The sequence below is a fragment of the Brasilonema bromeliae SPC951 genome (assembly GCF_012912135.1).
In the GTDB taxonomy this organism is placed as follows: Bacteria; Cyanobacteriota; Cyanobacteriia; order Cyanobacteriales; family Nostocaceae; genus Brasilonema; species Brasilonema bromeliae.
In genome coordinates this window covers 1-6,688 of record NZ_QMEB01000304.1, presented here as the reverse complement: position 1 = coordinate 6,688, position 6,688 = coordinate 1, and the positions used below count along the sequence as shown (strand labels likewise).

Sequence of the window (6,688 nt, the reverse complement as noted above, 5' to 3'; positions counted from 1 at the left end):
ACAGCTATATTATGTTCAAACTTTATAAATACATATTTACAAAATAGTGTCAATAGTGTTTAGAACATTTTGCAACATTTGTGTGAAAATCTCTCAAAAGGAATGAAAGTTATCGCTTTTTTTTCATAAAAAGGTCAAAAATTCGTGATATAGATCGATCTTGTGATCATTTTTTCGATGTTAAGATGTAGAGACTAAGAAGTTAGCAACTATATCTACCAGAAGCTAGGAGAACCACAATGTCTGAAACGCAAACTTTGTTACGAAATTTTGGTCAAGTATATGACAACCCTATCCTTTTGGACAAAAGTGTAACCGAGCCAGTTTGTGAAGGATTTAATGTTGTATTAGCTAGTTTCCAAGCACTGTACTTACAGTACCAAAAGCATCATTTTGTTGTTGAAGGTGCAGAGTTCTACTCTCTGCATGAGTTTTTTAACGAAAGTTATAATGAAGTCCAAGAACATGTTCATGACATTGGAGAACGCTTGGATGGATTGGGTGGAGTACCTGTTGCTAACTTACGCAAATTAGCAGAATTATGTTGCTTTGAGCAAGAACCAGATGGTGTCTATTCTTCCCGTCAGATGGTAGAAAATGACCTGAAGGCAGAGCAAGCAATTCTTGGCGTCATTCGCCGCCAAGCCGGACAGGCAGAGAGTTTGGGCGACCGCGCTACACGCTATTTATACGAAAAAATCCTGTTGAAAACAGAAGAAAGAGCTTATCACTTGTCTCACTTCCTTGCCAAGGATAGCTTAACTTTGGGATTTGTTCAACCTGCTTCAAACTAACATACTCAACTCATATACTCATAAAGAGAGAGTGATTTAACTAGACTAGAACAAAAGTTGTAAGCACTAGTTCTTAAACAACTATAAAAAATGGCAGAGAGAAAGATTATTTATCTCTCTGCCATTTTTAATGTAAGTCAACAAAAAAATATAATCTTTAATTTTTAGGGTTGTTATAAAAAATAATTAGTAACTTTTTTTATTTAACCAGAACTCAACATTAAGAAAAGATTAAATGTTGAAAATCAGATATTTGTCAAAACCGATTCTCTTGTTATTGAGAAAAATCCCGATTTCAAATAGAAAAGAGTTGCAAAAAAAATGGATAGGTCTGATGATCAATGAATAAAATAAAACTGCTAAAAAAAAAGGATAAAAGAACACTGGACAGGGTAATGGTATAGAGAAAAACCTGTAACCTGTAACCTGCCCTCTATCTTTTGTCTATAAAAGAACTAAGAAAAGTTGATAATAAACAAAGTAACTAATTGGGTGAAGACCCTTAAAATAATCAAGATTTATATTTTTTTACTCCAAACCAAAAACTATGCCCCGTCGTGACGATATCAGAAAGATTCTGCTACTCGGATCTGGTCCAATCGTTATTGGACAAGCCAGCGAGTTTGACTATTCTGGCACCCAAGCTTGTAAAGCGCTGCGAGAAGAAGGTTATGAAGTGGTGCTGGTCAACTCGAATCCCGCCACAATTATGACTGATCCGGAAACAGCGAATCGTACTTACATCGAACCGCTGACACCGGAATTGGTTGAAAAAGTCATCGCTAAAGAACGTCCCGACGCCTTACTACCGACGATGGGCGGGCAAACTGCCCTGAACATTGCTGTGAGTTTGGCGAAAAGTGGAGTGCTAGAGGAATACAATGTTGAGTTAATTGGCGCTAAACTGCCAGCAATTGAGAAAGCAGAAGATAGGAAACTTTTTAACGAAGCGATGACAAAGATCGGGGTGAAGATGTGTCCGAGTGGGACAGCTTCATCTCTGGAAGAAGCTAAGGCGATCGCCAAACAAATTGGCACCTACCCCCTAATCATCCGTCCCGCTTTCACAATGGGTGGTACCGGAGGCGGTATTGCTTACAACGAAGAAGAATTTGCAGAAATGGCGCAAGCAGGTATAGACGCCAGTCCCGTTTCACAAATTCTCATCGACCAATCCCTCCTCGGCTGGAAAGAATTTGAGTTAGAGGTGATGCGTGATTTGGCAGATAACGTTGTGATTATCTGTTCCATCGAAAACCTTGACCCAATGGGTATCCACACCGGAGATTCTATCACCGTCGCCCCAGCCCAAACCCTCACCGATAAAGAGTACCAACGACTGCGGGATATGGCAATTAAAATTATCCGCGAGATTGGCGTGGAAACTGGAGGTTCTAATATCCAGTTTGCCGTTAATCCCGTCGATGGAGATACGATTGTCATTGAAATGAACCCTCGTGTCTCTCGTTCTTCGGCTTTGGCTTCCAAAGCCACAGGTTTCCCCATAGCCAAGATGGCGGCGAAGCTTGCAGTTGGTTATACGCTGGATGAGATTAAAAATGATATCACAAAGAAAACTCCAGCATCTTTTGAGCCGACAATTGATTATGTTGTCACAAAAATTCCCCGCTTCGCTTTTGAAAAGTTCCCCGGTGCGGAAGAAGTGCTGACAACACAAATGAAGTCGGTAGGAGAAGCAATGGCGATTGGGCGGACTTTCAACGAGTCTTTTCAAAAGGCATTGCGTTCTTTGGAAACCGGACGCGCTGGCTGGGGTTGTGACAAAAAGGAAAAATTACCCAGCGGTGATCAGATTCGCGCCCAACTGCGGACACCAAACCCTGACCGTATATTTGCTGTGCGTCATGCCTTACTTACAGGGATGAGTGTTGAGGAAATCTACGAGTTAACGGGTATTGACCCGTGGTTCTTGGATAAGATGCAGGAACTGCTGGAGGTGGAAAAGTTTCTCAAGCGGACATCATTGCAGCAATTGACAAAAGAGCAAATGTATGCAGTGAAGCGGCAGGGATATAGCGATCGCCAGATTGCCTACGCCACCAAAACCACCGAAGACGAAGTCCGGCAATATCGCAAACAACTGGATGTGATTCCAGTTTACAAAACGGTAGATACCTGTGCTGCGGAATTTGAGGCATTTACTCCTTATCACTATTCGACTTACGAAGAAGAAACGGAGATTCTGCCAACTACCAAACCCAAGGTGATGATTTTGGGAGGTGGTCCTAACCGCATTGGGCAAGGTATCGAGTTCGATTACTGTTGTTGTCACGCTGCTTTTGCTTTAAAAGACGCGGGATATGAGACAATAATGGTTAACTCGAACCCTGAGACAGTATCGACTGATTATGATACGAGCGATCGCCTGTACTTTGAGCCGCTGACAAAAGAAGATGTCCTAAATATTATCGAAGCCGAAAACCCAGTTGGGGTGATTGTCCAGTTTGGTGGGCAAACTCCGTTAAAGCTGTCCGTTCCTCTACAAAAAGCTCTCAGCACTCGCACTCAAATTTGGGGAACTTCACCAGATTCTATCGACATAGCAGAAGACCGGGAACGGTTTGAGAAAATTCTTCAAGAGTTGAATATTACCCAACCGCCGAATGGTATTGCTCGTACCTACGAAGATGCTTTGGTTGTTGCTCAACGCATTGGTTACCCAGTGGTGGTGCGTCCTAGTTACGTGTTAGGGGGAAGGGCGATGGAAATCGTTTACTCCGATGCTGAACTAGAACGTTACATGACTTATGCCGTGCAGGTGGAACCGGAACATCCAATTCTGATTGATAAGTTTTTAGAAAATGCCATTGAAGTCGATGTGGATGCGATCGCCGATCACACCGGACGCGTCGTCATTGGTGGTATCATGGAACACATCGAACAAGCGGGAATTCACTCTGGAGACTCTGCCTGTACGATACCTTCGATTTCTTTACCACCAATCGTTTTAGAAAAAATCCGTAGTTGGACTGTAGAGTTGGCAAGGGCGCTCAATGTTATCGGGTTGATGAATATTCAGTTTGCTGTTGTTGGCACGCAAGGTTATTCACCCCAGGTTTACATCCTAGAAGCCAATCCTCGTGCTTCTCGCACAGTCCCATTTGTGTCTAAAGCAACTGGCATACCACTGGCAAAACTCGCATCTTTAATTATGTCGGGTAAAACATTGGAGGAGCTAAACTTTACCCAAGAAGTTATTCCAGACCACATTGCGGTTAAAGAAGCAGTTTTACCATTTAACAAATTTCCTGGTACTGATATCATCTTAGGACCAGAGATGCGCTCTACTGGTGAGGTGATGGGTATTGACAAGGATTTTGGACGCGCTTTTGCCAAAGCAGCATTGGGCGCTGGAGAGCGTTTTCCCTTAAGTGGTACAGTATTCTTCACCATGAACGATCGCGATAAAGCGGCTGCGGTTCCTGTTGTTCAGGAATTTATCAATTTGGGCTTTGCTGTGATGGCGACAGATGGTACACGTCGCGTTCTTCAAGAACATGGCTTAGATGTAGAGTTGGTGCTGAAACTGCATGAAGGTCGTCCTCACGTCTTAGATGCAATTAAGAACCATAGAATTCAATTGATTATCAACACGCCCTCTGGGGAAGAAGCGCAAAGTGATGGTAGACTCATTCGTCGCACAGCCTTGGCTTACAAAATTCCCATCACCACCACAATTGCTGGAGCAAAAGCGATTGTCGCTGCTATCCGTTCTTTACAAAATACAACCTTAGATGTGAGGATCATCCAAGAATACACAACGGTGAATTAATAGCACCTTGCCGTCCGCCAGAGCAATCCCGGCACGCTCACGGAGTACCGTTATAGTTCAATACGCTTGGTGATAAGCTGTTGTGCATTAAAAATGCACAACAGCAAGGCAGAAGGCAGACGGCAGAAGGCAGAAGGGAAGAGGGTTTCAATGATTGACTAAACCAAAATAATATGCAAGTTAAAAGCGTAACAGCTTAAGACTAAAATTCCTATCAGCAGGGCAATGTAGAGACGTAGCATGCACTTTCACGACACATCACTAAATCTCACCAAAAATCCTTAACTGAACCGTATTGCGTTATAGTGCGGGACGAGGGCGCGAGGAAGTTAAAGAAACATGAATCTCCGGTAAAACCATTGCTTAACTGACGTATAATGCCGCTAAAATACGGTAAATCTTTAAAGTTTCCGTAATCATGTCGGAGAATTTTAATGAGCAAGTGGCAACATACAAAAAAATCAGGAACGTACTGGATTGAGAAAATTGAGACTCACGTTGTTCAAGTCTGGCAAGGGATTAAACAGTGGAGTCATAGACCGATAAAAAGTTGGTTGAACGGGCATTCTCTGCAAGGCTTTGTGTGCCTTTTTTTGGTAGGGATCAGCTTGAGCTTGGCGATGAGTGCTTATGCAGCAAGTAGTAGCAATACTTCAAGAGGGACTCATTCTGCAAATAATGCCAGCCTTGTTGCTCAACAGAAGAATATTGAACTTAACCTTGTTTCCTTTTCTGTCACGAAAGCTGCCCACGACAAGATTATTCCCAAATTTGTAGAAAAGTGGAAAAAAGAGCATAACCAAAATGTCACCTTTAAGCAGAGTTATGGAGCCTCTAGCCCTCAAGCCCTTGCGGTGATTCAAGGAGGGATAGAAGCTGATGTGGTACATTTATCCCTCGCTCCAGATATTCTAAAGATTGAGACAGCAGGATTGATTCAACCAGGTTGGGAAAAAGAATTTCCTAACAACAGTATTGTCAGCAAGTCTGTAGCTGCAATTGTGACTCGTAAAGGCAATCCCAAAGGGATCAAAACATGGGCAGACTTAGCAAAAAATGGAGTCAGTGTGATTACGCCGAACCCGATAACCTCTGGTAGCGCACGCTGGAACTTCCTCGCATTATGGAATGCAGCAACGAAAGCCTCTGGCGACGAGTCTAAGGCAATAGAGTTTGTCACTAATGTCTATAAAAATGTTCCCATCTTGCCTGAAAGCGCTCGTGAAGCAACTGATGCTTTTTTCAAGGGGGGCAAAGGGGATGCTTTGATCAGCTACGAAAATGAAGTTTACCTGAAAGCTCTCAATGGCGAAAAACCTGTATACGTTGTTCCGGATATCAATTTCTCGATTGATAACCCAGTTGCGATTGTCGATAAAAATGTGGACAAGCACGGCACCCGGGAAGTGGCAAAAGCGTTTATTCAATATTTGTACACCCCAGAAGCTCAACAAATATTTGCCCAAACTGGTTACCGACCAATTGATCCGGGTGTAGCGCAAGCAAAAGAGTTCGTTGATAAATACCCTCAGATCAAAACTTTGGCAACAACTAATGATTATGGCGGTTGGGCTGTGATTCAGAAAAAGTTTTTTAGTGACAACGCCATTTTTGCCAAGATTCTGCGTGGTGTTAATACACAGACTAACGCACGTTAGAGGTCACAAGGCGAGTATTCAAGGGCTAATGGCTGTTAGACTCAACCGTCACTATGCACCTGGACTGAATCCTTATATGCAGAGATTTTTGATACGGTTGGCCAGATTTCGTGTGCGTAAATAATCAACGAACCTGTTGACTGACAACTTCAGAGCAAAACAAGTAAAAATTTTTATAAAATACTCTAAGTGGTTTTATTGAAGTCCTTCACAACAGGTTCGGCGTTGCCCAATGGAATCCCCTGCTTGCACGCTATAACAAGTGAATCTCTGGCGTATTTTCCAGAATGAGGATTTCAAAAATAAGTATTATTTAATATAAGTATTTGTCCTGTGCGAGTTTCACATAGTCGCCACTGCAAAAACGTCAATGTTAAATAAACGACGTGTACCAGCACAAAATGATTATGGTTATTGTTGATTTATTTTAAGAATTCTTAGAA

The 6,688-nt window shown here is 42.5% G+C and carries 3 protein-coding genes; all 3 read left to right on the top strand.

Annotation, left to right across the window (positions count from 1 at the left end; genetic code table 11):
- The first annotated feature begins 239 nt into the window (after positions 1 to 239).
- The 3 genes from dpsA (at position 240) to DP116_RS26095 (ending at position 6,245) form a co-directional block, all read left to right on the top strand.
- Positions 240 to 794 carry a DNA starvation/stress protection protein DpsA gene (dpsA, locus tag DP116_RS26105; protein ID WP_169157920.1) on the top strand — a complete coding sequence of 185 codons (555 nt, stop codon included), beginning with the start codon at positions 240 to 242 and terminating at the stop codon, positions 792 to 794.
- Between the two features lie 547 nt (positions 795 to 1,341).
- Positions 1,342 to 4,587 carry a carbamoyl-phosphate synthase large subunit gene (gene carB, locus DP116_RS26100; protein WP_169157919.1) on the top strand — a complete coding sequence of 1,082 codons (3,246 nt, stop codon included), beginning with the start codon at positions 1,342 to 1,344 and terminating at the stop codon, positions 4,585 to 4,587.
- 434 nt (positions 4,588 to 5,021) lie between these two features.
- Entirely contained in the window at positions 5,022 to 6,245 is a 1,224-nt protein-coding gene (locus DP116_RS26095; RefSeq protein WP_169157918.1) for a sulfate ABC transporter substrate-binding protein, read from the top strand.
- Positions 6,246 to 6,688: the final 443 nt, after the last annotated feature.